At 67.0% G+C, this 25,769-nt stretch carries 10 protein-coding genes and 2 tRNA genes; 3 read left to right on the top strand and 9 right to left on the bottom strand.

The features are described from left to right. Nucleotides 1-11: 11 nt before the first annotated feature. Complete coding sequence (locus V3391_RS00805; protein ID WP_332076525.1) at nucleotides 12-1,499, bottom strand: MFS transporter; 1,488 nt, start codon at nucleotides 1,497-1,499, stop codon at nucleotides 12-14. Between the two features lie 198 nt (nucleotides 1,500-1,697). Here V3391_RS00805 and V3391_RS00800 point away from each other — a divergent pair, with 198 nt between their 5' ends. Then, complete coding sequence (locus tag V3391_RS00800) at nucleotides 1,698-3,314, top strand: alpha-glucosidase family protein (RefSeq protein ID WP_332076524.1); 1,617 nt, start codon at nucleotides 1,698-1,700, stop codon at nucleotides 3,312-3,314. Between the two features lie 6 nt (nucleotides 3,315-3,320). On the opposite strand, the gene V3391_RS00795 is transcribed toward V3391_RS00800, so the two are convergent. Beyond that, complete coding sequence (locus tag V3391_RS00795; protein ID WP_332076523.1) at nucleotides 3,321-4,253, bottom strand: oxygenase MpaB family protein; 933 nt, start codon at nucleotides 4,251-4,253, stop codon at nucleotides 3,321-3,323. 307 nt (nucleotides 4,254-4,560) lie between these two features. On the opposite strand from V3391_RS00795, the gene V3391_RS00790 reads away from it, so the two are divergent. Beyond that, a complete protein-coding gene (locus V3391_RS00790; RefSeq protein ID WP_332076522.1) occupies nucleotides 4,561-7,308 on the top strand; it encodes a TonB-dependent receptor in 2,748 nt (915 codons plus the stop codon). A gap of 54 nt (nucleotides 7,309-7,362) precedes the next feature. Here the strand turns inward: V3391_RS00790 and V3391_RS00785 are convergent, their stop codons facing one another. The 4 genes from V3391_RS00785 to uvrB all read right to left on the bottom strand — a co-directional run bounded on the left by V3391_RS00785 (nucleotide 7,363) and on the right by uvrB (nucleotide 18,793). Continuing rightward, on the bottom strand, nucleotides 7,363-7,587 hold the full coding sequence (locus V3391_RS00785) for a hypothetical protein (RefSeq protein WP_332076521.1): 225 nt from the start codon (nucleotides 7,585-7,587) through the stop codon (nucleotides 7,363-7,365). Then, the gene (locus V3391_RS00780) at nucleotides 7,587-16,310 is read right to left on the bottom strand and encodes a glycoside hydrolase family 94 protein (protein WP_425497180.1); all 8,724 of its coding nucleotides are present in this window, start codon (nucleotides 16,308-16,310) and stop codon (nucleotides 7,587-7,589) included. The genes V3391_RS00785 and V3391_RS00780 overlap by 1 nt, the downstream gene beginning before the upstream one ends. 317 nt (nucleotides 16,311-16,627) lie before the next feature. Continuing rightward, nucleotides 16,628-16,702, bottom strand: a tRNA-Val gene (locus V3391_RS00775). Nucleotides 16,703-16,759: 57 nt separating this feature from the next. Then, on the bottom strand, nucleotides 16,760-18,793 hold the full coding sequence (gene uvrB, locus V3391_RS00770; protein ID WP_332076520.1) for an excinuclease ABC subunit UvrB: 2,034 nt from the start codon (nucleotides 18,791-18,793) through the stop codon (nucleotides 16,760-16,762). Between the two features lie 320 nt (nucleotides 18,794-19,113). Between uvrB and V3391_RS00765 the strand changes: the two genes are divergently transcribed. Further along, the gene (locus tag V3391_RS00765; RefSeq protein WP_332076519.1) at nucleotides 19,114-19,641 is read left to right on the top strand and encodes a GspH/FimT family pseudopilin; all 528 of its coding nucleotides are present in this window, start codon (nucleotides 19,114-19,116) and stop codon (nucleotides 19,639-19,641) included. Between the two features lie 94 nt (nucleotides 19,642-19,735). Here V3391_RS00765 and V3391_RS00760 read toward each other — a convergent pair. The 3 genes from V3391_RS00760 to V3391_RS00750 form a co-directional block, all read right to left on the bottom strand. Then, nucleotides 19,736-19,812, bottom strand: a tRNA-Asn gene (locus tag V3391_RS00760). 78 nt (nucleotides 19,813-19,890) lie between these two features. After that, nucleotides 19,891-20,349, bottom strand: a complete 459-nt coding sequence (locus tag V3391_RS00755; protein ID WP_332076518.1) for a type IV pilin protein — start codon at nucleotides 20,347-20,349, stop codon at nucleotides 19,891-19,893. Then, nucleotides 20,349-25,754: a pilus assembly protein gene (locus V3391_RS00750; protein WP_332076517.1), complete on the bottom strand. Its 5,406-nt coding sequence runs from the start codon at nucleotides 25,752-25,754 to the stop codon at nucleotides 20,349-20,351. The genes V3391_RS00755 and V3391_RS00750 overlap by 1 nt, the downstream gene beginning before the upstream one ends. Nucleotides 25,755-25,769 lie beyond the last annotated feature (15 nt).

The raw sequence follows: 25,769 nt of genomic DNA, 5'->3' as shown, positions 1-25,769 counted from the left end.
CGGTTTCGATGTCATCGCGACGCCTGCTCCGACAGTGGCCGCGAGACGCGCAGCGCGCACAGCCCGGCGATCGCCAGACTCGCGCCGCCCAGCATCAGTACGCGCATCGGCGCGCCGCCGAACACGTGGCCGAGCAGGAAACCCAGCGTGCTCACCGCGACCAGCTGCGGGATGACGATGAAGAAATTGAAGATGCCCATGTACACGCCCATCTTGTGCGCGGGCAGGCTGTCGGACAGCAGCGCGTACGGCAGCGACAGGATCGAGGCCCAGGCGAAGCCGACGCCGGCCATCGACAGCAGCAGCCATTGCGGATCGCGGATGAAGGCGATCGACACCAGACCCGCGCCGCCCAGCCACAGGTTCACCAGATGGGTCATGCGCAGGCCGAGGTGGCGCGCCATCCACGGAATCGCGACCGCGGCGATCGCGGCGAAGCCGTTGTAGGCGGCGAACAGCACGCCGACCCAGTTCGCGCCCTCGTTGTAGGCGGCCGATTGCGGATCGGTGGTGCCGTAGTGGGTCTGCGCGACCGCGGCGGTGGTGTAGATCCACATCGCGAACAGGCCGAACCACGAGAAGAACTGCACGACCGCGAGCTGGCGCATCGTGGTCGGCATCGCATGCAGGTCACCGGCGATCGCGGCAATCATGCCGCCGCCCAGTGCCACGGCCAGCAGCCGCAACAGGCCGTAGGCCAGCGGCAGCGCGGCGAGCACGTAGAGCATGCGGTCCCAGCCCATCGCCCAGACCAGCGCCACGCCGGCGATACCGGCGAGCAACCACGGCACTCCGCCGATCGCGCCCGGCACCGGCACGTCGCCGCCTGCCACCGTGCCGGGCGGATGCGCATCGTCGAACGCGGCCAGCGCCTCGGGCGGATACTCGCGCGTGCGCAGCACGGTCCATAGCACCGCGCTGATCAACACCGCGCCACCGAAGTAGAACGCGTAGCGCACGGTGTCGGGCACTTCGCCCGGCCCCGCGGTATTGGCGACGCCGAGTTTCGCCAGCACGAACGGGAGCGCACTGGCGACCACGGAACCGACGCCGATGAAGAAGCTCTGCATCGCGTAACCGGTCGGACGCTGCTTCGGCGCGAGCTGGTCGCCGACGAAGGCGCGGAACGGTTCCATCGACACGTTGAGCGACGCATCGAGCACCCAAAGCGTGCCGGCCGCGATCCACAGTTCGGGCGAGTTCGGCATCACCAGCAGGGCGGCGGTCGAGAACACCGCGCCCCACAGGAAGTACGGACGGCGACGGCCGAGACGTGTCCAGGTGCGGTCGGAGAAGTAGCCGATCACCGGCTGCACCAGCAGCCCCGTCAGCGGGGCCGCGATCCACAGGCCGGGCACCTGTTCCATGTCCGCGCCGAGCGTCTGGAAGATGCGGCTGACATTGGCGTTCTGCAGGGCGAATCCGAACTGGATGCCCAGAAAGCCGAAACACATGTTCCAGATCTGCCAGAACGACAGCTGCGGTTTCGCGTTGCGCATGTGCTGCGACTCCCCTCCCAAGGACCGCTGCATCGCACCAACGCCGGTGCGTGCATGGCTGCATGGTAACGAGCACGTCGCGACGCGCCGCGAGTTGCATACGTATTCATCGCATGCAGGCGCCTCGCGTGCTTTCACCGGCGCCGTGCGATGCACTACTTTCGCTGCGCGCCCGGCCGGCGCGAGACGAGAGCGGCGATGAGCGAGAGTCCCTGGTGGCGCGGTGCGGTGATCTACCAGATTTACCCGCGCAGCTTCATGGACAGCGACGGTGATGGCGTGGGCGACCTGCCCGGCATCATCGCGCGCCTGGATCACGTGGCCTCGCTCGGCGTCGATGCGATCTGGGTGTCGCCGTTCTTCCGCTCGCCGATGGACGACTTCGGTTACGACATCGCAGACCAGTGCGATGTCGATCCGATGTTCGGCACGCTGGCGGACTTCGATGCACTGCTCGCCAAGGCGCATGCGCTGGGCCTGAAGGTCATGATCGACCAGGTCTTCAGCCATACCTCGAACGCGCACGCGTGGTTCCGCGAAAGTCGCGAATCGCGCGACAACCCCAAGGCGGACTGGTACGTCTGGGCGGATGCGAAACCCGACGGCACGCCGCCCAACAACTGGCTGTCGATCTTCGGCGGCCCGGCGTGGAAGTGGGAGCCGCGGCGCCGCCAGTACTACCTGCACAATTTCCTGTCGAGCCAGCCGGACCTCAACTTCCACAATCGCGAAGTGCAGCAGGCGACGCTCGACTACGTGCGCTTCTGGCTCGACCGCGGCGTCGACGGCTTCCGCCTCGATTCGATCAACTTCTGTTTCCACGATGCGCAGCTGCGCGACAACCCGCCCAAGCCCGAGGCGCTGCGCATCGGTCGCGGCTTCTCGCCCGACAATCCCTACGCGTTCCAGTACCACTGGTACAACAACACGCAGCCGGAGAACATCGGCTTCATCGAGCGCCTGCGCGTGTTGATGGACGGCTACACCGACGTCGCTGCGCTGGGCGAGATCTCGTCGGAGGATTCACTGGCGACGACGGCCGAATACACCAGCCCCGGCCGCCTGCACATGGGCTACAGCTTCGAGCTGCTGGTCGACGATTTCAGTGCCGGCTACATCCGCGACACCGTGCAGCGCCTCGAAGCCGCGATGGACGGCTGGCCGTGCTGGGCGATCTCCAACCACGACGTGGTCCGCGCGGTCACGCGCTGGGGCGGCGGCACCGCGGGCGCGGCGTTCGCGATCCAGATGATCGCGCTGGTGTGCACGCTGCGCGGCTCGGTATGCCTTTACCAGGGCGAGGAACTCGGTCTGGCGGAAGCGGACGTGCCCTATGAGGCGCTGCGCGACCCCTACGGCATCACCTTCTGGCCGAACTTCAAGGGCCGCGACGGCTGCCGCACGCCGATGCCGTGGACCGGCGATGCGGACGCGGGTTTCTCGACCGGCACGCCGTGGCTGCCGATTCCCGACGCGCATCGCGCGCAGAACGTGGCCGCGCAGGACGCCGATGCCGATTCGGTGCTGGCGCATGCGCGCCGCTTCCTGCAGTGGCGGCGCACGCAGCCCGCGCTGCGTACCGGCAGCATCACGTTCCTCGACGCGCCGGAACCGGTGCTGGCCTTCGTGCGGGAACAAGACGGCGTGCGGGTGCTCGTCGTGTTCAATCTCTCGGCGGCGCCCGTCGAATGGCGTACGACACAGGCCGTGCATCCGCTGGACGGGCATGGTCTGCCGACGGGCGAACTGCACGACGGCACGCTGCAGCTGCCTGCGCACGGCATCTGCGTCGCAGCGCTGGACGCTGCCGGCTGAGCGGCATCAACCGTCGCGCGCCGCGCTGTCCGGCCACGTGCGCAGGATCGACGGCGACACACCCACGCGCCTGCAGGCGCGCGCACCCGCGCCATCCGGCAATGCGATGTGGAACAGCGGCGCCAGGTCGCGCAGGGCACGTGCGCAGGCGCGATGCCGCGCACGCTGCGGCGTGGTGATGCCCAGCATCCGCTCCGCCCAGGGCGGCAGCAGCGCCGCGCCCGCACCGAGAAACAGGCCGCGCGAGATCGCCGCGCCCGGCACCGGCAGACGGATGCGCGACAGCACCTGCAGCACCTCGCGCGCGCGATCGTCGTAACGCAGCTGCGGCCGCACCGCGTCGAAGTACGCCGCCATTGCCGCGCGGCTTTCGGGAATCTCGGCCGCACCCAACGCAGCCGCCACGCGATCGCCCTCGGCGTAGTAGCGGTCCTGCGCCCACGCCGGCATCTCGACACCGGCGTACATGCGGAAGCCCTGCAGGAATGCGTAGGCCTCGCTGGCATGTACCCACGACAGCAGCGCGGGCTCGTCGGCCGAGTACGGCATGCCGTCGGCGGTGGTCCCGCGCACGTGCGTGTGGATCGCGCGCACCCGCGCGATCAGCCGCTGGGCCTGCTCGGTGCCTGCGAACGAGGTGCCGGCGACGAAGCCGGTCGTGCGCCGCAGCCGGCCGACGAGATCGTCGCGGAAGTCCGAGTGGTCCCAGACGCCCGCGAGTACCTGCGGATGCAGCGCCTGCAGCATCAGCGCGCACAGGCCGCCGGCGAGCATGCCGGGGAAATCCGCGTGCACGCGCCAGGTCGCGCTGTCCGGCCCGAACAGGCCGGGGTCGCCCGCCGGCGCGTCGTAATCAATGCCGCTCTGTCCGCGCGGAAACACGCCCAGCACCCAGCGGCGCAATGCGGCGGCGAGTGGTGCGGTCAGGGGCGAAGACATGCCGCGATGCTAGCCGACGCGCTGCGACGGGCCGGTCGTCGGCGATGCGCGATCGCTGCAATCGCGCGGCAGCGGCGCACGACGTAAACGGTTTCCATGGACACCGACGCGACACGCGACACCAGCCCACGCCACCCGCGATGACAGCGCGGCGCGCGCGACGCAATGAATACGTATGCAGCGCGCGTCCGCCCGGCAAACGCGCGACTACCATTGCCGCGAACCGATCCACGCCCTGCCCCACGGCGGTCGTCGACGGCATAAACGAAGACACACTGCTGTCCGCTGGACACCCTTGGGAGGGGAGATGTCGAAGCTCGATCGCAACCTGCTCAGTGCCGCGCTGTCGTCGGCACTGCTGATGCTCGCCGCTGGCGCGCACGCACAGACCACCACGAATTCCTCGAACACCGCCGCCGCGGACGAGGCGACCGAACTCGATGCCGTCAAGGTCACCGGCATCCGCCGCGGTATCGAGAGCGCGATCTCGATCAAGCGCGATGCGACGTCGATCGTCGAAGCGGTATCGGCCGAAGACATCGGCAAGCTGCCCGACGTCAGCATCGCCGAATCGATCGCGCGCCTGCCCGGCCTGTCGGCGCAGCGCGTCGCCGGCCGCGCGCAGGTGATCAGTGTGCGCGGCCTGTCGCCCGACTTCGCGACCACGCTGCTCAACGGCCGCGAGATGGTCAGCACCGGCGACAACCGCAGCGTGGAGTTCGACCAGTACCCGTCGGAACTCGTCAGCGGCGTCACCGTGTACAAGACGCCCGACGCCGGCCTGTTCGGCCAGGGCCTGTCGGGCACGCTGGACATGCAGACGGTGCGGCCGCTGAACTTCAACGAGTCGGTCATCACCCTCAACGGTCGCTACCAGCGCAACTCGCTGGGCGAAGCGGCGAAGACCGACCCCTATGGCAACCGCATCAGCGGCAGCTGGATCGGCCAGTCCGCAGACCGCCGCTTCGGCTTCTCGATCGGTTACTCGCACAGCGATACGCCGATCCAGGAGAACCAGGTCGGCCTGTACGAACCGTGGAAGACCGATGCGCGACCCGGCCTCGCCCCCGGCACCTGGGCCACCGACGGCATGAAGGCCCTGCGCCGCACCGGCTATACCAAGCGCGACGGCGTGATGGCGACGCTGCAGTTCCGGCCGTCGAACGCGTGGACCAGCACGCTGGACATGTTCCACTCGCGCGCCGAGCAGGAAGACACCGCGAACCAGTTCGAGGTCAACACGCAGTTCAACGGCTCGTTCCCGTGCAACCCGGCATGCGTCTACAGCAACGTGCGCACCAGCGAGAACGGCAGCTTCGCCGGCGGCACTCTGAGCGGCGTGTATCCGCTGGTGCGCGGCATGTACAACCATCGCGAAGACCGCATCTCGGCCGTGGGCTGGAGCAACGAGTTCAACTTCGAACGTGCGCGTCTGTTCACCGACGTCAGCTGGTCGAAGGCCAAGCGCTCGGAGATCAGCCTGGAGAACAACGCGCAGCGTCTGCCGAATCCGTCCTTCGACACGATCGAACTCGACATCCGCCGCGACGATTTCACCCAGCTCGCGCCGGGTCTCGACTACTCGAATCCCGAGCAGCTGTTCCTGACCAACACGATCTACGGCTCGGGCTACGGCAAGACACCGCAGGTCGAGGACGAACTCAAGGCCGCGCGCATCGGCCTGACGGTGCCGGCGCCGGAGTCGATCGCCTGGCTGGCCGATTTCGACTTCGGCCTCAACCACACCGACCGCGAGAAATCCAAGCGCCAGCCCGAGGGCAACATCCTCCTCGGGCCGCAGGGTGATACCGCCATCGCCAGCGATCTGCAGTACGGACTGGTCGACCTGGGCTTCGCGGGCGTGGGCTACATTCCCGCCTGGAACGTGCCTGCCGCGGTCGCGCGCTACATGGTGTTCGAGCCGACCGAAGACCTGAACTACCTGATTCCCAAGGCGTGGACGGTCAGCGAGAAGATCACCAGCGCCTTCGCCCGCGCCAACCTGAGCACCGACTGGGGCGCGACCACGGTCACCGGCAATGTCGGCGTGCAGATCCAGCGCGTCGACCAGTCGTCGGCATCGCGCTACTTCGACTCAACGCAGCCGGCCGGCAGCAACGTGCGCCCCTTCGAAGCGGGCAAGACCTACACCGACGTGCTGCCGAGCATGAACCTCGCGTTCCAGCTGCCGAACGAGCACACGCTGCGCGTGGGCCTGGCGGAACAGGTGGCGCGTCCGCGCGTCGACCAGCTGCGCTCCTCGCTGGAGTTCGGTGTCGACACCGCGACCGGCCGGCCCGGCGGCAGCGGCGGCAATCCGCTGCTCGATCCGTGGCGCGCCTACGCGTTCGACGTGTCGTGGGAGAAGTACTTCGGCAACCGCGCCTACGTGGCCGCGGCGTTCTTCTACAAGGACCTGCGCACCTACATCTACACGCAGACGCGCGACGACTACGACTTCTCCGATTTCGTCGCCAGCTACGTGCCGCCGCCGAACTCGCCACCGGTGCAGACCATCGGCAACTTCACCGCGCCGCAGAACGGCGAAGGCGGCACGCTGCGCGGCCTGGAGCTGACGGCCTCGCTGCCGTTCGATCTGTGGACCGAATCGCTGCGCGGTTTCGGTATCGTCGCCAGCGCGAGCTTCAACGACAGCAGCATCCAGATCTTCGATCCCGAAAGCGCCAACAGCGTGGGCAGCGGACCGATCGACCTGCCGGGTCTGTCCAAGCGCGTCTACAACCTGACGGCGTATTACGAACGCGACGGGTTCGAGGCACGCGTGAGCCAGCGCCGGCGTTCGGACTTCATCGGCGAGATCGGCAACTTCGATGGTGCGCGGACGCTGCGCTACGTGGTCGGCGAGAACATCACCGATGCGCAGATCAGCTACAGCTTCGGCGAGGGCTCGTCGTTCGACGGTCTGACCCTGCTGCTGCAGGCCAACAACCTGACCAACGAGGCTTACCGCACCTACGCCGGCACGCGCGACCGGCCGCTCGAGAACCTCGAATGGGGTCGCACCTATCTGGTGGGTGTGAACTACAAGTTCTGAGTGCGCGACACCGGGACTGAAGAAGGGGCGGCCCGGAAGCCGCCCCTTTCTCGTTCAACGACGGCCGGGTCGCACGCAGCCCGCGTCGGCGAGCATCGCCTGCAGACGCGTCTGCACCGCGGCGCGTTCGCCGTCGTCGCGGGCCCGCACGAGGATCTTCGCCGACAGTGCGTCGAACTGCTTCCAGAACGCGTCCGGCTCGCGCAGCTTCTCGCGCCAGACCGGGATCATGCCGGCCAGGGCATCGAGTGCGCTCTCGAGTTCGATGCGCAGCCCCATCAGTCCGCTCCGCCGGCGGGTCGACGCGGCCAGTGCAGCACGACCTCGTGCACCGCATCGTCGGTGTGCAGCGCGATCTGCAGATCGGCCTGCGCCTGACCGTCGAGCGTGAGCTTCGGCGCGTCCGCATCCGTGCGCGTGACTTCGATGCGATACACCGCCGCGCCGTGGCGCAGCTGCATCCGGTAGCCGGGCCAGTCATCGGGGATGCAGGGCTCGATCCGCAACGTGTCACCGCGACGCTGCAGACCCAGCAGCGATTCGCTGAGCAGCCGATACATCCAGCCCGCCGAACCGGTGTACCAGGTCCAGCCGCCCCGTCCGACATGCGGCGCGACGCCGTAGACATCGGCCGCCATGACGTAAGGCTCGACCTTGTAGACCGCCGTGCCGGCGGCGTCTTCGGCGTGGTGCACCGGATTGATCATGCGCGCCAGTTCCCAGGCGCGCTCGCGATCGTCGAGCGCGGCGAACGCCATCGCCGTCCACACCGCTGCGTGCGTGTACTGGCCGCCGTTCTCGCGCACACCGGGCACGTAGCCGCGGATGTAGCCCGGATCGTGCGCGGTCCTGTCGAACGGCGGATCGAGCAGCTGGATCAGGCCCGCCTCGCGCTTGACCAGATGCGTGTCGAGCGCGGTCATCGCCTGACGCGCGCGTGCCGGTTCGGCAGCGCCCGACAGCACCGACCAGCTCTGCGAGATCGAGTCGATCCGGCACTCGTCGCTGGACTGCGAGCCGATCGGCGTGCCGTCGTCGAACCAGGCGCGCCGGTACCAGCCGCCGTCCCAGGCTTCGGCTTCGAGATTGGCCTGCAGGCGCTCCGCCGCCGCGACGCACGTGGCCGCGAACGTGGCATCGCCGCGCGCCGTCGCCACCGGAATGAAGCGCTGCAGCACGTCGTAGAGGAAGAAGCCCAGCCACACGCTTTCGCCGCGGCCGCCCTCGCCCACCCGGTTCATGCCGTCGTTCCAGTCGCCGGTGCCGATCAGCGGCAGGCCGCGTTCGCCGACCAGTGCCATGCCGCGCTCCAGCGCGAGCACGCAGTGGTCGTAGAACGACTGCACGCGACCCGACGTCACCGGCAGGTCGTAGTACGACTCCTCGTCGGCATTGACCAGGCGGCCCTCGATGAAACCGACGCGCTCGTCGAGCACGCTGGCGTCGCCGGTGACTTCCAGATAGCGGCAGGCCGAGAGCGGCAGCCACAGGTAGTCGTCGGAGCAGCGCGTGCGCACGCCGCGATCGGCCGGCGGATGCCACCAGTGCAGCACGTCGCCCTGCGGGAACTGGTGTTCGGCGCTGAGCAGCAGATGCGCGCGGGTCAGCGCCGGCATCGCATGCACGGTCGCCATCGTGTCCTGCAACTGGTCGCGGAACCCGAACGCGCCGCCGGACTGGTAGTAACCGCTGCGCGCGACGTAGCGGCAGGCCAGCGTCTGGTACAGCAGCCAGCCGTTGACCAGCAGATCGGTCGCCGGCTCGGGTGTCTCCACCCGCACCGCGCCGAGCGTCTGCAGCCAGTGCAGACGCACGCCGTCGAGCGCATCGTGCGCCGGCATCGAGCCGCGCAGCGAAGCCGCCAGTTGCAGCGCGGCGTGCATGTCGTCGCCGATGCCGAGCCGGAACACGGTTTCGGTCGCCTGCTCCGGCGCGAGATCCACCAGCACCTGGATCGCGGTGCACGGGTCCAGCCCCGCGCCGAGACGGCCCGACAGACGCTCGCGACGCAGCGCATCGGGATCACGCAGGCTGCCGTTGCGGCCGAGGAATTCGCCGCGGTCGGCAGTGAATGTGCGGCGGTCGCCATCGACATCGAAGAACGCGACGCGTCCGCCGAACTCGGTGTTGTAGGGGTTGCGCGCGGTCAGCACGCCGGTCGCGGCGTCCTGCTCGGTGACCACGTGCATTTGGGACTTCACCCGGATGTCGCCGAGCACCCATTCCACGTAGCCCGTTGCCGACAGCCGGCGCGCACGTCCGGACAGGTTGCGCAGCTTCAGCACCGAGAACTTCACCGCATCGCGCAGGCCGACGTAGATCCACAGTTCGCTGGCAATGCCGTCCTCGACGTGCTCGTAGACGCTGTAGCCGAAACCGTGGCGCGTGCGATACGCACCGCGGCCGCGCATCGGCAGCGGCATCGGCGACCACACATGGCCGCTCTCCTCGTCGCGCAGGTAGAACGCCTCGCCGCCGGTGTCGGACACCGGATCGTTGTGCCACGGCGTCAGGCGGAACTCGTGCGCGTTCTCGAACCAGGTGTAGCCCGGCCCGCTCTCGCTGACCACGCTGCCGAGCTTCGCGTTCGCCATGACGTTCGACCACGGCGCGGGCGTAGTCGCGTCGTCGTCGAGCACGATCACGTACTCGCGGCCGTCGGCGGCGAATGCGCCGAGGCCGTTGTCGAACAGCACCGCGTCGGCAACCGCTTCGAACGGCCACGGGTCTTCGTCATGCGCGTCGGCGTCGCGGGACGGTGGCAGGCCGTGGAACCCGGCGACCGGCGCGACGGGACCGCCTTCACCTTCGTCCACGGGCGGCGTACTTGCGACCAGCAACGGCGTGCTGCGCGCCGGCGTCACGTGACGCGCGACCTGCGCGGCCAGCGTGCCGTACTGGTCGCCCACGATCACCCGCGCCACCGACTGGATCAGGATGCGGTCTTCCTGCGAGATCTGCTGCGCCGGCCGCACGAAGATGCCGCCCGGACGATCGAGCACATTGCCCTCCGGCCCCGCCGAGACGAGACCCAGGATCTGTTCCTGCAGCTCCTGCCGATAGCCGATCTGGTCCTCGTTCCAGATCACCAGATCGACCTGCAGGCCCTTGAGCCGCCAGTAGGCGTGCGCCTGCACCATCTGCCGCACGAGCTCGATGTTCTCCGCGGCGGCGATCTGCACCAGCACGATCGGCAGATCGCCCGAGATCGAATGGCCCCACAGCCCCGATTGTCCGCGACGGTTCTGCAGCAGCACGGCGCTGTCGGCGCGCAGGAAGGCATGCGAGAACGTCAGCAGCCCGGCGATGCGCTCGTACAGCTGCGCGTCGCCCTGGGTGGCATTGATCTGGCGGCGCACGACCTGGCTGTGGGTCCAGGCCAGATCGAACACGCGATCGGCGAGACGCCGGTCGCGATACTTGTCGAGCAGCGACGCGCATGCATCACGATCGCCGCCGACGCCGGTGACGAGATCGAGGACCGCGGTCTGCTCCGGCGCCAGGGTGATCCGCACGCGGATCGCGACCACCGGATCGAGCACCGAGCCCGCGGTATCGGACAGCGGCCCGTTCCGGCGCATCGCCAGCGGATCGCGTGGCGTGCGGCCGCGGCCGACGAAGCGCGCGCGGTCGGTCTCGTAGGAGATCGCCTCGATGTCCGCATTGTGCGCGGCGACGAGATGGAACATCCACGGCGGGATTTCGTCGTGCGCACGCGGGCGCCGCGTGCACAGCAGCGCCTGCTTGTCGCGCACGATCTCGGTCTGCACGAACAGGTTGCTGAAAGCCGGGTGCAGTTCGTCGGCGATGGCCGGCGCCAGCACCACTTCGGCATAGGTCGTGATCTCGATCGTGCGCGGACGGCGCGAGCGGTTGCTCAGGCGCAGACGCCGCAGCTCGATGTCGTCCTCGGCCGAGATGGCGATTTCCAGATGCGTCTCGATGCCGCGCCGGCGACCGCGGAACTCGGCCTTGGCGTCGGAGAAGATCGCTTCGTAATGCTCGACCGGCACGCAGGTCGGCTGGTGCGCGGCCGACCACACGTCGCCGTTCTCGACATCCTGCAGATAGCAGAAGCTGCCCCAGTGATCGCGCGTGCCGTCCTCGCGCCAGCGGACCACGGCCATGTCGTGCTGGCGCAGATAGCCGCCGCCGGCACTGGTGAGGAGCGCATGCATGCGTCCGTTCGACAGCATCTGCACGGCAGGCCGCGTGGTGTCGGGCGTGCGGAACACGCGCAGCTGGGTTTCATTGCCGGCGCTGCTGGTGCGCACGCCGACCGATTCGACCTCGTGCGGCCGGAACACGCCGGTGCGCGGCACGCGTTCCTGCAGCAGCAGCAAGGTGGCCTGGAACTCGGCGTCGGCGACGAAGCGCTTCTGCATCGGCTGCTCGCGCAGCAGATGATCGAGCGCGAGGAACCCCATGCCCTGGTGATGCGCCATGAAGGAGCGCACCACCGCGTGGGTCTGTCCGCGCGGCAGGCGCGAGGGCGTGAAATCGATCGCCTCGAACAGGCCGAAACGCCCGGAGAAACCGGCCGCATCGAGCCGCTGCAGGTTCTGCGTCGCCGCTTCCGGCGCGACCATCAGCGCCATCATCGTCGCGTAGGGCGCGATCACCAGATCCTCGCCGAGTCCACGCTTGAGCCCGAGCCCCGGCACGCCGAACGCGCGGTACTGGTAGTTCATGCGCGTGTCGACGGTGTTGTAGCCGGATTCCGAAATGCCCCACGGCACATCGTGCTGTCGGCCGTAGGCGATCTGTGCCTGCACCGCGTGACGCGCGGTCTGGTCGAGCAGCGTGTCCGGATAGCTGGGCATCACCAGCTGCGGCATCAGGTACTCGAACATCGAGCCGCTCCACGACAGCAGCGTCGCGTCGCCGTCGACCTCGGTCAGCAGGCGGCCCAGTGCGAACCAGGTGTCCTGCGGCAACTGGCCCTGTGCGACCGCGACGAAGCTGCACAGACGGGCCTCGGAGGCGAGCAGATCGTAGTGGCCCTGGTCGAGGCGGCGGTTGTCGACGTCGTAACCGATCGACAGCAGATGCCGCGCACGGTCGTAGAGAAAGCCGTATTCCATCAGCGAGAACTGGCCTGCGACGTGCGCCAGACGTTCGAGCTCGTGGACCTGCGCGCAGGCCCGGGCGCGCACGTCCGCTGCGATGCCGGGCGCGCACAGCGCCCGCAGTGACGGCACGCCGTCCTCCGCGGTCAGGCTGCCGGATGGCGCGGTCGATGCCGGCAGACAGGCCGCCAGCGCCTGACGCGCTTGCTCACAGGCATCGATCAGACGCGCCGACCAGTGCGCCGGTGCATCCTCGAGCGGATCGTAGGTATCGACCGGTGGCGACAGCGCAGCCAGCGGCAGTGCGAGCGCCGCCAGGGCGTCCACCGTCGCCAGCGCATCGCGCACGGTGTCCGGCGGCGTCGCCAGCGCGACTGCGAGCCGCGACTCGAAGGCCTCGAGCGCGACCTGCCAGGCACGATCCGGATGGTCCTGCACGTCGTGCAGTCCACGCAGCACACCCAGCGTGTGCGCCAGACCCGCAAAGGTCTGCGGCGCGAGCACCGGTGCGTCGATCAGACCGAGCAGACCCTGCCGCAGGGTCAGCAGATGCCCGGCGAGATTGCCGCTGTCGACGGTGGAGATGTAGCGCGGCGGCAACGGCGCCAGCGTCTCGGTGTCGTACCAGTTGTAGAAATGGCCGCGGTGGCGCTCCATGCGATCGAGCGTGGCGAACACGCGCTGCGTGCGCTGGACCACGGCGGCGGTCTGCAGGTAGCCGAAATCCCAGGCACCCAGATTCGCCAGCAGCGACAGGCCGATATTGGTCGGCGACGTGCGGCGTGCGACGACCAGCGACGGATGCTCCTGGATGTTGTCCGGCGGCAGCCAATGGTCTTCTTCGCGGATGTTGACCTCGAAGAATGCCCAGGTGCGCCGCGCCAGGCGGCCGAGGAAATCCAGCTGCACCGTCGACAGTTGCGCGCTACGCTGCGGCGGCGCGCGGCCCAGCCACGCCATCAGCAGCGGCGAGACGGCCCACAGCGCCAGCAGCGGACCGGCGACCCACAGCGCTGCGGGATTCGTGCGCAGGACCAGCAGCGCGATCAGCAGCGAGAGCACCGGTGCGCCCCACATGCCGCGCAGCTCCGCGGCCATGCCGCTGCCGAGCGAACGCTCGACCTCGCTCGACGGATTCCACTGCAGCAGATGGCGGCGCGTTACCAGCGTGCGCCACAGGGTCAGTGCGATCGCCGACAGGCTGAACATCGCCTCGTAAGGCAGACACGCGAAGTTGACCGCCGCGCGCACGAGGCCGCGACCGGTCGCGTCTCCGACCTGCAGCAGATGCGTGTCGAGGCGCATGTCCGCCGGCTTCGACAGCAGATCGCGCAGGGCCGGAATCAGCACCGGCGCGAAGAACACCGTCAGCAGCCAGAACGTCCACGCCAGCGGCGCGGCGAGCGTGGCCCAGCCGAAGACCAGCAGTACAAGGGCCGCGGCGGGCACCAGACTGCGGCGCAGGTTGTCGAGCAGCTTGCCGCGCGACAGCCACGACAGCGGATTGCGCACGGTGCCGTCGCGCGCGGTCGGCACCCACGGCATTACCCACGGCAGCAGCTGCCAGTCGCCGCGGATCCAGCGATGACGACGCTTGACGTCGGCGGCGTAGCGCGCCGGATAGTCCTCGTACAGACGCACGTCGCTGACCAGACCGGCGCGCGCATGGCAGCCTTCGAGCAGGTCGTGGCTGAGGATGCGGTTGTCGGGAAAGCGTCCGTGCAGCGCGCGCTCGAACGCGTCGACGTCGTAGATGCCCTTGCCGACGAAGGAGCCTTCGCCGAACAGATCCTGGTACACGTCCGAGACAGTGCGGGTATACGGATCGATGCCCGGCTCGCTGCCGTACATGCGCGCATAGCGGCTGATGCGGCGGCCACTGAAACTGCTGCCGACGCTCGGCTGCAGGATGCCGTAGCCGCGGGTCACGCGATTGCGCCTGGGATCGAACACCGCGCGATTGAGCGGATGCGCCAGCGTGCCGACGAAGGCCCGTGCGGCATCGCGCGGCAGTCGCGTGTCGGTGTCGAGGGTGATCACGTAGCGCACGTTGGCCAGCACGTCCGTGCGGCCGACGATCTGCTGGAATGCACCCGTGCCGGCGCCGCGCAGGAAGCCGTTCAACGCGGCCAGCTTGCCGCGCTTGCGCTCCTCTCCGATCCAGCGCCCCTCGCCCGCATTCCAGCTGCGCGGTCGATGGAACAGGAAGAACCGGTCGCCGCCGGGCGCGGGACTGTCGGCCAGATAGCGCTGGTTGAGGCCGGCGATCAGCGCCGACGCATGCGCCAGCACCGCCGCATCGCCGGGCAATGTCTGCTGGTCGGCATCGAGATCGTCGCTCAGCAGCGCGAAGTGCAGATGCGGATCGCGATTGGCGAGGAATCGCACCTCCAGCCCTTCGACCAGCGCATCGACCGTGGCGATGTCGCCGAACATGCACGGCACGACGACCAGCGTGCGCTCGGTCGCCGGCAGGCCGAGCGAGAAATCCAGCCGCGGCAGCGGCTTCGGCGCCACGATGACCGTGGCCAGCCAGTTGGTCAGTGCGATCCCGAGTTCGCTGAACACCAGCAGGCCCAGCAGGACCAGCACCCACGTCGGCGCCCAGGGCACCAGATGCGCACCCGACTGTCCGACGAGGCCGGTCGTCGCCAAAGCGACGACGACGGCGATCATCGTCAGATAGACCGGCAACGGCACCGTGCGCGGCGCCACGTGCGCCTTGCGGTGGCCGTGCGCGGATGCGAGCGTTTCGACCGTGCGGTCGATGCCGTCGTCGACGAGGTAGTAGCCGACGTGCGCTTCGATGCTGTCGACCGGATGCGCCTGCGCCAGTTGCACCGTGGTCTGCGCGACCTGCACTTCGCTGGCGCCGGAGCGCCTGGCGAGCGTCTCGACCGCATGGCGGTAATGATCGCGGGTGGCGAAATCCATCAGGCCGTAGGTCGCGCCCGGGTCTTCGCGCAACGCCGCGTCGACCAGGCTCATGGTCTCGACGTATTCGCGCCAGTCCATGTTGGCGAGGAAGCGCAGGCTGCCGATGCTGTTGCCGATCGACACCTGGTCCGCGGCCTGCTGCTGGCTTTCGGCATGGACCAGTGCCTCGATGCGCAGGCCGCTGTCGGTCAGCCACTGCTCGATCCACGTCAGCGGCATCGACAGCAGTGCGCCGCGACCATGCAGGCCACGCGTCAGTTCGGCGACGAACGCACCGGTGGCCGGCGGCTGGCTGCGCGCCATGTCGGCGACGACGAGCACGACGTCCTTCGGCGATTCGGCAGCCGTGGCATTCAGACGCTCCGCCCATCGGCGCGCGCGACGATGGTCGCGCCCGTCGCGGATCACGCCCGCCGCCATGCGCCGCAGGTTCTCCAGCACCGCGAGGCGCAGCATGATCGGGATCGCCCACAGTTCGCCGAGCGTCAATGGCGTCACCGACTGGTAGGCCGCGACGAAGCGGCTCAGCGTGACGGCGTCCACCTGGCCGTCGCCGTGCGCGACCGCTTCCATCGCGAGGTCATAGACGCGCGGCAGGCCCGCCGATGCGCCTTTCGACAACGCCGGCAGCTCGCGGCTATAGCCCTTGGGCAGATGGCGCCGCGCCAGACGCACCTGCTCTTCGATCAGGTGATAGTTGTCGAGCAGCCACTCGCCGGCCGGTGTGATCCGGATGTCGTCGCGCACCATGAGCGAGAGGAACGTGCGCGCGTCTTCGAGCAGCGCAGCGTTGTCGCTGAGTCGTGCGAGCAGGCGGTCCGGCACGCGGCCGGCATGGATGCGATGCGTCAGCGCGAGCGCCTTGCCGTGCAGTTCCATCTGCTCGGCGCTGAAGAGCTGGGCGCGGATCGGCGCTTCGGATGCGAGGTCAGCAGACGTGACCGGGTGCGACAACAGTCCGAACCGACGGCGCAGACGCGCCCAACGGCGGGACATCCTCGAAACAGGGTGCATGGAGGATCCTGTCAAGCCGGCGGCCTGCTTGCCGCTAGGCTGCGCCTCGACCGCCCGCGGCGGCGTGATGAAGACAGGTGCATGGAAGGCCGACGGTCAGGCGCCACGAGACAATCTCGTGCGATCGGTCCGCCGGATCGCCAGACACGCGAGTGCGACCAAACCATCGGTCTTCTGGATTCGAAACGGATCCGGCGTGACGGGGCGCTCGGCCAACCCTGCGTCACATCGGCGCGGAGACGATCTCCATCCGCACCGGAACTTCGTTCCACCTCACCCGTTGCATCCAGGGTTCAAGGTGGTGGGCGGTACAGGGTTCGAACCTGTGACCCCTACCATGTCAAGGTAGTGCTCTACCGCTGAGCTAACCGCCCGAAGGGTGCGAATCATACACCGGATTCGCGCATTGTCGAATACCCGCGCGCAAATTTTTATCGGACCAGGCTGGCGTCCTTGATCTGGCGGATCTGGTCGCGGATGCGGCCGGCGGCCTCGAACTCCAGATCGCGCGCGTGCTGGTACATCTGCTGCTCCAGCGTCTTCAGGCGCGCGGCCAGCTTCTCCGGCGACAGCGCGCTGTAATCCTCCGCTGGCTCGGCAACCTTGCGGCTCTTGCCACGCCCCTTCTTCTCCGTCTCGGGCTCGGCGCGGGCGCCTTCCATGATGTCGTCGATCGCACGCGCCACCGACGTCGGCGTGATGCCGTGCTCGGCGTTGTACTCCACCTGCTTGGCCCGGCGACGGTCGGTCTCGTCGAGCGCCATCTGCATCGAGTTGGTGATGCGGTCGGCGTAGAGGATCGCCTTGCCGCGCAGGTTGCGCGCCGCGCGGCCGATGGTCTGGATCAGCGAGCCACCCGAACGCAGGAAGCCTTCCTTGTCCGCATCGAGAATCGCGACCAGCGACACCTCGGGCATGTCGAGACCTTCGCGCAGCAGATTGATGCCCACCAGCACGTCGAACTTGCCCAGCCGCAGGTCGCGGATGATCTCCACGCGCTCGACGGTGTCGATGTCCGAGTGCAGGTAACGCACCTTGATGTCGTGTTCGCCGAGATATTCGGTGAGGTTCTCGGCCATGCGCTTGGTCAGCACGGTGATCAGCACGCGGTCGCCCATCTCGACCCGCTCGCGGATCTCGCCGAGCACGTCGTCGACCTGGCTGGCGACCGGGCGGATCTCGACCTGCGGATCGATCAGGCCGGTCGGTCGCACCACCAGTTCGGTGATCTGCCCTTCCGACTTGTCCAGCTCGTACTTGCCGGGCGTCGCCGACACGAAGATCGCACGCGGCGCGCGGCCTTCCCACTCCTCGAACTTCAGCGGCCGGTTGTCCATCGCCGACGGCAGGCGGAAGCCGAAGTTCACCAGCGTTTCCTTGCGCGAGCGGTCGCCCTTGTACATCGCGCCGATCTGCGGAACGGTCACGTGCGACTCGTCGATCACCAGCAACGCATCAGGCGGCAGGTAATCGAACAGGCACGGCGGCGCCTCGCCGGGCATGCGACCGGTCAGATGCCGCGAATAGTTCTCCACGCCGTTGCAGTAGCCGACCTCGGCCATCATTTCCAGATCGAACTGGGTGCGCTGCTGCAGCCGCTGCGCCTCGACCAGCTTGTTCTCGGCGTAGAACTGCTCCAGTCGCGGCGGCAGCTCGGCCTTGATGGCTTCCACCGCTTCGAGCGTCGTGCGGCGCGTGGTGACGTAATGCGACTTCGGATAGATCGTGTAGCGCGGCAGCGTGCGCTTGGTCTCGCCGGTCAGCGGATCGAACTGGGTGATGCGCTCGATCTCGCCGTCGAACAGCTCGATGCGCAGCGCGTCCATCTCGGACTCCGCCGGATGGATGTCGATGATCTCGCCGCGCACCCGGTAGGTACCGCGCCGCAGCTCCGTGTCGTTGCGGCTGTACTGCATCTCGGTCAGCCGCCGGATGAGCTCGCGCTGGTCGATGCGCTCGCCGCGCACCATGTGCAGCACCATCCGGAAGTACTCGTTCGGATCGCCGAGGCCGTAGATCGCCGACACCGAGCACACCACGATCGCATCGCGTCGCTCGAGCAAGGCCTTCGTCGCCGACAGCCGCATCTGCTCGATGTGCTCGTTCACCGAACTGTCCTTCTCGATGTACGTGTCCGACGACGGTACGTAGGCCTCTGGCTGGTAGTAGTCGTAGTAGCTGACGAAGTACTCGACCGCGTTGTGCGGGAAGAACGACTTGAACTCGCCGTACAACTGGGCGGCCAGGGTCTTGTTCGGCGCCATCACCAGCGTCGGCTTCTGCACCTGCTGGATCACGTTCGCGATCGTGTAGGTCTTGCCGGACCCCGTGACACCGAGCAGCGTCTGGTGCGCCAGCCCGGCCTCGAAGCCCTCGACCAGCTTTTCGATCGCCTGCGGCTGGTCACCCGCCGGCTGATAGGGCGAGACGAGCTGGAACGCGGCGGGATGGATGACTTCGTTCATGGCGAGGGACGATCCGGGGAAGCACGGGACATGGGGACGAAAGTGGATGGCGACAACGTAGGCCCGATGCCACCAGCCAATTGCGGTCAGGGCCCGGACATCCTCGCGATGCCACCGCTCACCGTAGCAGTGGGCGGTCTCCGACCGCCAAGCGGGACACCCGCCGGCTGCATCGCCGCAGGAACAGGCGGACTCTGAACGACCTGCAGGATCGCAGGTACCCGGAGCAGGACCTGAGACGGGCACAGCGAACGGACATGATGGGACGCTCGCAGCCGCACGCCAAAGGCCCCGCCCAGCGACAGGACAAGGATGTCCGCATGCGGCAGCAACATGGACTCACCCTCATCGAGCTGATGACCACGCTCGTCATCCTCGCGCTGCTCGGCACGTTCGGACTCTCAGCATTTGCCGAGACACTGGCCCGGCACCGGGTCCAGAGCGCTCTGCACCTGATCAGCGCGGACCTCGCAATGGCCCGGAGCACGGCCATCATGCGCCGGAACCAGGTCGTCGCCTGCCCCGGCGACGCCCTGCTCGGCTGCCGCCCGGACGCCGACTGGAGCCACGGCTGGATCGTCTTCACCGATCCCGACGGCAACCGTCAGCCCGACACGGACGACGACCTCATCCGGGTCGCCAACGCGCCATCCGGCGCGCCGCAGAGCATCCGCCTCGCATCGACCAGAGCCTTCGTCCGCTATCAGCGCGACGGGCGCAGCGCAGGCACCAACCTGACCATTAACGTCTGCCGCGGTGACGCGCTGGGCGGACAGGTGGTGGTCAACAATCTGGGGCGCGTGCGGAGCGCGCGGCCTGCGCGCCAGCAACCGTGCCCGATCCGATGATGCAGAGCCCGATCTGCTGCGGACACGCTGGTCGAAACACCCACGTGAGAGCCGCAACAAAAAAGGCCCGCATTTCTGCGGACCTTCTGATGTTTGGCGCCCGAAGTTGGACTCGAACCAACGACCCCCTGATTAACAGTCAAGTGCTCTAACCGGCTGAGCTATTCGGGCGGGGAGGCGTATTCTAATCTGTCAGCGGATTTGGTCAAGCACCCGATCCATGCACGCCGACGCGCGATGAGCGCGACGTCACCAGCACTCTGCAGCTGTACCGGTAGGCGTTGGCGAGCCTTCGATCGTTTTCTGACCCGCCTGATTCAGCACGAGGGTCCTGCACCTCGCATCCTTGCGCTGCTGCGCATTGGACGGCGCCGCCTTGAGCGTGAAGGTGGTCGGCGTGGTGGCCAAAGTCACCGCGTAGCGCTGGGTGCCCTGTCGCGGCGACCTGTCATCGCCCGAAGCCAGCGCGAAGCCCTCGTAGGTGCCGTTGATGGTGCGAAACCGCTCAGCCCGCTGCGCCAGGTCGAGCAGATCCGCCTTTGCCTGTCCGCGATGTCCCTTCCGGACCGCCTCCTGATATGAGGGGAATGCGATCGCACCCAGGATCGCGATCACGGCGACGACCACCATCAGTTCGATCAGCGTGAAACCGCGCACCCGATTCCGACAAAGGTCTTGCTGGACGACCGGGTAATCAGAATTTCTCATCATCGCAACTGTCGCCAGGATTGACGTCCGCACGGACGGGGAAGGACGAAAGCGCCGGGATACACGACTACCTGGCACTGTTCGAAGGTGGGGCAGTCCACGCCCGGGGTGCAGGAGCCAGGCGCAGGCGTGGTGATCGGGACGAGCGGATTGATCGCTGCCACCGAGTTGCTGGTGACCGGGGCGCCGCCTTGATTGATGCGGATCGCGCCGCAATCGGCGCCCGTACATGCCGGCGTCTGCGACGGGAGTACCTGCACATTTGCGAGCGCGCCAGATCCCGAAAGGAGGTCCAGCCCGTACACGAAGTTGTCACCGCCTGGATTGCAGCTGTCCTCCGAGGGCGTGAACGTCGTGAAGAAGACGCGCCCGCTCTGGATGCGCGGCGTCGCGATGAACCGCTCGCCGACCGCGGAGTAGCTGGCCGGCTGGCCGGCCTGCGCCGTGTTGACCTGCAGATCGAGATACCAGCCGCGTTTTGCGCCCGTACCGTTATAGATCACACGGGTCCGGCTGATGCTGCGCGTCGTGTTCCCCCCCGAATCGGTCGTTCCGGTGATGGTCTGCACTTGGAGATCGCTGCGTCCGTTCGCAACCCGCGTTCCGTTGTCGAACACGGCGTAGAGCGACTGCACAGTCGGATTCGCAGGGACGTTGTTGTCGCCGGACGGACCACCGAACAGATAACGGCCCGTGCCGAAGTAGACCATCACGCCCGTACCCGGCCCCGCAGTGATGCGCATACCGCCGGTGATCGGCTGACGCTCGCCGCTCGGCAACTCGGCTGTGAACAGCGGACGCCCGCTGTTCGCGACGTTCCACGCAGATGCGTCACCACTGCTGATGTCGAACTTCCAGAGGTTGCCCTGCAGATCGCCGCCATAGATCGTATCGACCTTGCCGTTGCCCGACCTGTCGATCGCGGTCACCTGGCCCAGACCGTTGTAAGGCGACGTCCCGAGCGCGTTGCACGCCCCCAGGTTGAGCAGGTCGCGCAAGCCGCACGCCAAGCCACTCAGCAGCCCGCCCTGGCGTGCCGGCTGCCCGTCGTCGGCGGTGAGCTTGGCGATGACGGCGCCGGTCATGGCGTTGAGCACATACAGCGAGGGATCACTGCGACGCCCGCCATAACCGTTGCCGAAGATCACGCCCCACTGTCCGTTCTCCAACGGCACGATCAATGGCTTGCCATAGATGTGGCCGAGGTCGCCATCGACACTGTCATTCCGCTCCCACAGGACGTTCGCGTCCGAAAAGCGTGTCGCAGACGTGGGATCGGTGGAGAACGACGAGATATCCAGCGCGAAGATCGAGCGCGCACCGCCGCCGGTCGACCCCACGAGTACGGTCTTCCACGCCGAACCCGCTGCACCGCTGCCGCTCTTGACGTCACCGATGCTGATCTGCCCATCGACGAAGTAACGGTGTTCGTAACGCGCATCCTGCACGGGAATCTGACCGAGATTGCCCAGTACGGCGTTCGGGATGAAGGCGAAAGCCTCGCGCCCTGCATTTGCACCCGCACAGGTCTGGGTCGGGTCGAGCGCGCACGGCGTCGTCGCAGCATTGAACGCATGCAGCATGCCGTCATTCGCGCCGACGTAGGCAACTGCCGGGCGAGTCCGCTTGATGTCCAGATACCCGGTGCCATCCGTATTGCTTGCATAGCCGGCAAACATCGCGTCCGAGGTCTGACGGAAGACGTTTCCATAACCGAGATCGGAGCGCGGGGCTGCAACCACCGGCTCTGAGTTGACGATGCTCCCGATCACCGAGCTGCGGGCGCGCAGCGTAGCGCCTGTGCCACGCCCCAGTTCACGACTCTGATCACCACGCAGGTAGGCAACGAAATCGTCTGCCGTGTAAGCGCCGCTGCCGTAGTCGCCATTGGAAAGACGCGCAGCGGTGATGCCCAGCTTGCCAAGCCGGTCGGCATTCGTGGTGCCCAGGTTCGCTGCCTGGAATTCCGCCTTCGTCACGCCGGTACTTGCCGTACTGGTGCCGTCACGCACGTTGGTGATCGTACGCACATTACGCGAAGCAGCTACCGGCAATTGTGCGCGCGCGTTCCACAGCGAGCTGCCGAGCGTCCCGTCCGCACGCAACGCGATTGCAGTCAGATTGCCGGTCCAATCCTTGCCATTGCGGTCGCGCTGGAAAGTCGGCTGCAGCGTGAAAGACTCCGCACCGATGCGCGCGCCGACGATCGTGCGGCTGCCGGCGTCGAGACCGCGGCTGGCGATGTCGTCGAAGGCCTTCGCCAGCTGGTTGCGCAGGTTGAGCGGGTTGGTCACGAGGAAGTAGTTGTCCGGGTCACCGGCGCCCGGCGTCCCCGGCGGACTGGTGTCCCAGTTGGCCGGATCCGGTGCGCCGTACTTGGCGGCGTACCACAGAGGATCGCGCAGCTGGATGGCGCTGGAGCCGGTCGTAGAAGGCGTGAACGTACGCTCCGAACGCAGCGGCAGCTGCTGGTTGCACGCACCGGTGGTCACATTGCGACAGCCGCCCGGACTGACGCCGGGCGGGGTGTTGAGATCGTAAGGCCGAAACGAACCTGCGGTCGAATCGGAGTCGCGGACCACGAGATAGATGCCATCCTGCGTTGTGCCGGAGAGCACGTACCCCATGTTCTGGTCCGCGCTGCCTGCGGCGTACTCGGACGTCAGATTGACCGATATCGTGTTGTTGGCGTTCGCGGCGACCTCGTACCGGACGATCGCGTCCATGTCGTGGTCATTGCCCTGCTCGACGTCCTCGTAGTTGATACGGAACACGGCATAGGGCCGCCCGCCGTTCACCGTGGTGTTGACCGGGGTACCGGGGAAGTTCTCGATCGTCTCGACGTAGAAATCCACGATCGTGTTGGTCGGCTTGCGCGTGCCACCACCAAACGTGCCGCTCGCGGTTTTTGCGAAAGGCAGCAGCGTGACCGTCCGACCGCCGACCGGGAACTCGATGCGTGGCAGCGGAGACGCCAGCGCAATCGAGTAAGTGCTCAAGCGCACGTCCGGATCGGCGGCTGCGTTGAGCGAGTTGTTGCGACCGAAGCGCGCGACGCTGGCGGAGTAGTAAGTGCCGCCCTTGCTCGGCTCTTCCGGAGAAAGGCCGCGGATGTTCCCCATGCTCGACACCGACTTTGCGGTCGGTGCGCCGTCCACCACAGCGGTTCCGACCTGCCCGATGAAGACATCGCGCTGACCGCCGTACTCCGCGTTCCAGATCGTCTGCCCCTCGGCTGATGCACTGAAACCGGGCACCGCGGCATCTGCCGGGAAGGTGCCGAATGCGCTGCCCGGCATCTGGCCGTCGTAGCTCGGGTTGATGTCGCTGATGACGGTCTGGTACGGACGTGAGCACGCCGGATAGCCGAGCCCGCGCGACTGGGACGTCGAGTAAGGATCGCGCCACTGTGGTTCGGGCAAGCCCAGGAACTCGTCCTCGGCATTGCCGTTCGTATTGCCGCGCGCGGTGAATCGCGCGGTGCCTTCATTTGCGCCGGCGAAGTAACGCATGCTTTCGAACAGCATTTCACCGATCGGATTACCCCACATACGGCATTCGCCGTTTGCCAGATCGCGATCGCCTTGCGAGGGACAGTTCTGCCCGATGTTGGTTCCGATCCATGACCGGTTGGCCCAGTTCCAGTTCGAATCACCACCCGAATTGTCCTGGACACTGCCGTCGTATCCACCGCCGATCATGCGCAACCGATCGATGCTTCGCGCAATGCCGGGCTGCCCGTTCACAGACCGGAAGCGACCAGAGCGAGGATCGACCTCATCAGCAAAGCTGGAAATGTTCCGGCGCAGAAGACCGCCTTCAAGATTGTTTCGCTGCGAGCCGGTGATCAGCCCGAAGTACATTTTGTTCGACTCGCCGTAGTCATGCAGGATGCCCGTCGGCTTGACACTGCCATCGGGATACACCTTGCAGCTCGTATCCTGAAGCTGGGGGCGGTCGGGCGGACACGCCAGAACACGAACGTAGTAGTCGTCGCGGGTGGCCCCGCCGACGGATTGCGCCAGGTTGTAGACCGTTCTCGTGACATCCTGAAGGCGCATATTGCTGACATTGCTGGTGCTGATCGTGCGCCACGCGCCACAGACGATCAGCAGCGTGCAGTCGCGCACCTGCAACTGGTAGCCCTCGCTACCGTTCGCTTCCTCGTGCCGGAACTTGAACGTGTATTCCGTATTCGAGGACAGAATAATGTTCGGGCTGATCTGCGTGCCCGCACATGCAGCGCCGAACCCGCGGCCGTTGTAACAACCGATCTGGCTTCCCGGCACCAAATTGCCGTTCGGGCTGTAGAGAGCGAAATCAATCGCGTCGTCACCATCGACCTTGAACTGGTAAGCGGCTGCCATGCCGCCACCGCCGACCGTTCGCAGGACACCCGTGAAAATGGTCAGGAAGTTGTCCTGGCTGCCATACGGATTGCAGTTGTTGCCGTTGCAGTCGATCTGATTGACGCTGCCGCTGCCCAGAAGATTCGCGGGCACCGCGCGAGACGTCTCCATGGCGTCGAACTGGCTGCGATTCGCCGGATGCCCGGGATGACCCGCCGTGCTGCCACCGGCGCCGACACAGTCGACACGCTGATTGCTCTCGGTGAAGCACCGATTGCCCGCGACAGGACCCTCGATCGACAACCAGTTCCAGACACGGAATGGTGAGTTCTTCAGCACGCGCAGCATCGGCGCCTGGTACGCCGGAAATGGCGAGGCGCTATCTGTCAGGGTCGTGACGGCGAACAGATGATATCGACCGGCCGGCGGCGCGCTCAACGGCGCGTAGTTCGCGATGTTGTAGCCGTCACGCGCCAGGCTCTGGTATTCCTTGCCCCAGCTGTGCGCATCCTGCGGAAAGAACGCGCCCTGCAAGACGGTCTCGTCGTCGTCCACCTGACGGAAACCGCCGTACAGCACGCGGCGCAGCGCGTCCATGCGTGAGGTGGACAGATAATTGAGGAAATCGCCACTCCACTGCTGCCCATTGCAGGTTTTGTCCGACGCCTCGGCGACCGCAACAAAACGGGTCGACTGCCACGTGTAACAGGCGTAGGAGTTGAAGTAGCCGTAATAGTCGATTTTGAACCGTGAAACACCGTCTTCAGTCGGCGCTGGCTGCTTGCGTTCCCACCCCTTGTATCCAACATCGACGACCCCGTCGCCATCGAGGTCCGATGCATCGTTATAGGCCTCGTAATAGATCTTGTGATCCTTGCCCATCACCAGCATGTTCAGGGGCGGCACCGCATCGCGCATGTAGAGCGGCGACTGCGCGATCGGCGGCGGCGCCCCGGCGAAAAACGCCGGATCGGAGCGAAGGCTCAGACTGAAGAGACCGACACCTGCGAGCAGCAGACCGGCGGTTCCGTATCGAACGAGGTTGTCAGACTTCACAGCTGTTCCACCTGG

Origin of the sequence: Luteimonas flava (assembly GCF_036584485.1) — a bacterium.
GTDB lineage: Bacteria > Pseudomonadota > Gammaproteobacteria > Xanthomonadales > Xanthomonadaceae > Luteimonas > Luteimonas flava.
The sequence above is the reverse complement of the archived record's forward strand: the minus strand, read 5'-3'. Positions and strand labels throughout refer to the sequence as shown.

Excerpts from the sequence above, each read along its gene's own strand:
- V3391_RS00765 (WP_332076519.1), top strand. The coding sequence starts at position 19,114 with ATGCGGCAGCAACATGGACTCACCCTCATCGAGCTGATGACCACGCTC.
- V3391_RS00785 (WP_332076521.1), bottom strand. The coding sequence starts at position 7,587 with ATGGGGCTGCGCATCGAACTCGAGAGCGCACTCGATGCCCTGGCCGGC.
- V3391_RS00795 (WP_332076523.1), bottom strand. The coding sequence starts at position 4,253 with ATGTCTTCGCCCCTGACCGCACCACTCGCCGCCGCATTGCGCCGCTGG.
- V3391_RS00780 (WP_425497180.1), bottom strand. The coding sequence starts at position 16,310 with ATGTCCCGCCGTTGGGCGCGTCTGCGCCGTCGGTTCGGACTGTTGTCG.
- V3391_RS00805 (WP_332076525.1), bottom strand. The coding sequence starts at position 1,499 with ATGCGCAACGCGAAACCGCAGCTGTCGTTCTGGCAGATCTGGAACATG.
- uvrB (WP_332076520.1), bottom strand. The coding sequence starts at position 18,793 with ATGAACGAAGTCATCCATCCCGCCGCGTTCCAGCTCGTCTCGCCCTAT.
- V3391_RS00800 (WP_332076524.1), top strand. The coding sequence starts at position 1,698 with ATGAGCGAGAGTCCCTGGTGGCGCGGTGCGGTGATCTACCAGATTTAC.
- V3391_RS00790 (WP_332076522.1), top strand. The coding sequence starts at position 4,561 with ATGTCGAAGCTCGATCGCAACCTGCTCAGTGCCGCGCTGTCGTCGGCA.
- V3391_RS00755 (WP_332076518.1), bottom strand. The coding sequence starts at position 20,349 with ATGAGAAATTCTGATTACCCGGTCGTCCAGCAAGACCTTTGTCGGAAT.